The sequence below is a fragment of the Sulfurimonas sp. genome (genome assembly GCF_027056685.1).
GTDB lineage: Bacteria > Campylobacterota > Campylobacteria > Campylobacterales > Sulfurimonadaceae > Sulfurimonas.
On the sequence record NZ_JALUKE010000192.1, the window covers coordinates 1 to 2,401 of the forward strand.

2 protein-coding genes are annotated in these 2,401 nt (G+C 36.8%); both read left to right on the plus strand.

The annotated features are described in order from the left end of the window. Positions 1-579, plus strand: a 579-nt coding sequence (locus tag MVY38_RS08550; protein ID WP_297485266.1) for a cbb3-type cytochrome c oxidase subunit I, incomplete at its 5' end; no start/stop codon positions are given. Between the two features lie 2 nt (positions 580-581). Next, a partial coding sequence (locus MVY38_RS08555) for a hypothetical protein (protein ID WP_297485268.1) occupies positions 582-2,401 on the plus strand: 1,820 nt, incomplete at its 3' end.

Sequence of the window (2,401 nt, forward strand, 5' to 3'; positions counted from 1 at the left end):
GCTTCAGCTGCAGAGCCAATACCATTTTTCTTGATGATTTTGTTTGCTTACAGCATGATAAAAAATCGTCGTATTCAAGATGATAATAAAATAGCACTTACATGGGCAAAAGGTACAGCTGTAGTTGGTTTCTTAGGTGCTGGTGTTTGGGGATTTATGCATACACTCGCTCCAGTTGATTACTATACTCATGGTACACAACTTACAGCAGCACATGGTCACCTCTCATTCTTTGGTGCGTATGTTATGATTGTATTTACTATGATCTCTTATGCTATGCCGATTTTACGAGGTCGTCCTCATGGTAACTGTGAAAAAGCACAAAAAGTTGAGCTGACTGCGTTTTGGTTGATGGTTATTGGAATGATAGGACTTACTGTAGCGCTTACTGTTGCAGGTGTTATGCAGATAGAGATGCAAAGAATTCCTGATTCGGCGCATGCTATGGCATTTATGGATGTTCAGTCAAAAATGACTGCAGTTTACATTGTTCGTTCACTCTTTGGTGTAATGACATTTGTAGGTCTTCTTGTCTATTTTTACAGTTTCTTTGTAAAAGAAGACAAAGTAGCAGCCTAAAAATGGCATCTAAAGTCTCTCGTCTCTTCTCTTGGAGTAAAGTGCTCCTTGAAGATATAGATGAAAAAGTCGGAATTTTTGCAGATTCGTATCTGCGTAAAAAAGCCTCTCGTTTACATGAAGATTTTATAGTCTCTTTTGAATCAAAAGAGAAATCTCTTAAAATCTTCTATCATCTCCTTGGAGGTGATAAGGCAAAAGAGTTGCATATTACAGATAAACGATTTATAGAGACTTCTAGAACTATCTTAGAGAAATTTACAGGAAAAGGGAAGAGCTTTTTTCTTGCTTGGCAAGATGAAAAAGCACTCTATTTTCCTGCTACACTCGCTTACTTTCATGACAAAGAGCTAAACGATATGCACTACTATTGGCTCTGTGCAATGCTTACTCAGGTAAATTTACAAAGTAATGACATCATTAGTGAAAACAGAAGAGCGGCTGCGTTTCTTACAGAAAAATATGCAGGTTTTAAAATTTTTTATAACAAAGCCAAAGATTTACTAGTGCAAAATTATCCTGAATTATCATATATTGACTCTTTACAAAGTGAAGTGTTACTAGATGATAAGAGTTACCCAAATCCACTTTGGATATACCCTTCAATTGCCACAAATGCTAAACTGCTCGACTTTAATGATGAAGAGGAGATGGGGCGACAAGATGGTAAAGAGGACAAGACCGAAGAGCTAAAGATGAAGAAAAAGGCAAATCAGATAGATGATGAGAAAGAGACAGATGGTCTTTTGCTCTTTTTACCTGAGTCTTTGATGAGCTTTATGGAACAGGTCAATGTAGATAGACAAGAGAATGACAGTTTTGATGAAGATGCTCTTTATAATGCTGCAGATTTGGATGAGATAACCCTTGGAAAAAAAGATGCAAATCTCTCTTCGCGTGTTAAAATGGATCTAGATATTTCATCAAGAGATGTAGAAGATTACCCTTTAGGCAAGGGTTTTTTACGCGATGAGTGGGACTATAAAAAAGATGGCTATCTTAAAAAATATGTTCGTATTTATCCTCAAGTTGCCATCAATGTAGAGCCTATTGCTCTGCCAAAACGATTAACTAAAATGATGAAAAGAATCCAGTCTGAACTTGATTTGATGGAGCTTGACCGTGTGAAGATAGACAACCTCTCTTATGGAGATGAGATAAATTTTGATGCATGGATAGAGTACAGAGGGCATCAAAACAAATCGAACCATCCGCAGAGATTTTTTCAAACTTTTGAGAAAAAAACGCGTGATATGTCCACACTGCTTTTAGCCGATATTTCACTCTCAACAGAGGCAGGTGTTACGCAGGATATTCGTGTCATTGATATGATAAGAGATTCACTTATGGTTTTTTCAGAATCGCTAAACAGGCTAGAAGACTCTTTTGGCATTTATGCTTTTTCATCCATTAAAAATAAAAAAGTTAATTTTCATATAGTGAAAAATTTCAAAGAGAAGTATGGAGATTTAGTGCGCGGTCGCATAGATGTTTTAAAACCAGGGTACTATACTCGTTTGGGTGCTGCAGTGCGAGAGAGTGGAAAAATACTGAAAAAAGAGCAGAGCCAAAACAGACTCTTACTCATTTTAAGTGATGGAAAACCAAATGATACTGACAGATATGATGGCAGATACGGTATAGAAGATACAAAAAAAGCCATAGATGAAGTAAGGCAGATGGGTATTACTCCTTTTTGCATTACCATTGATGTAGAGGCGAGGGAGTATCTGCCGTATCTCTTTGGAAGAAACTCTTATGCGGTTATTCGTGATGCAAAAAAACTGCCAAAGGTTTTAACAGAAATCTATATGAATCTTAC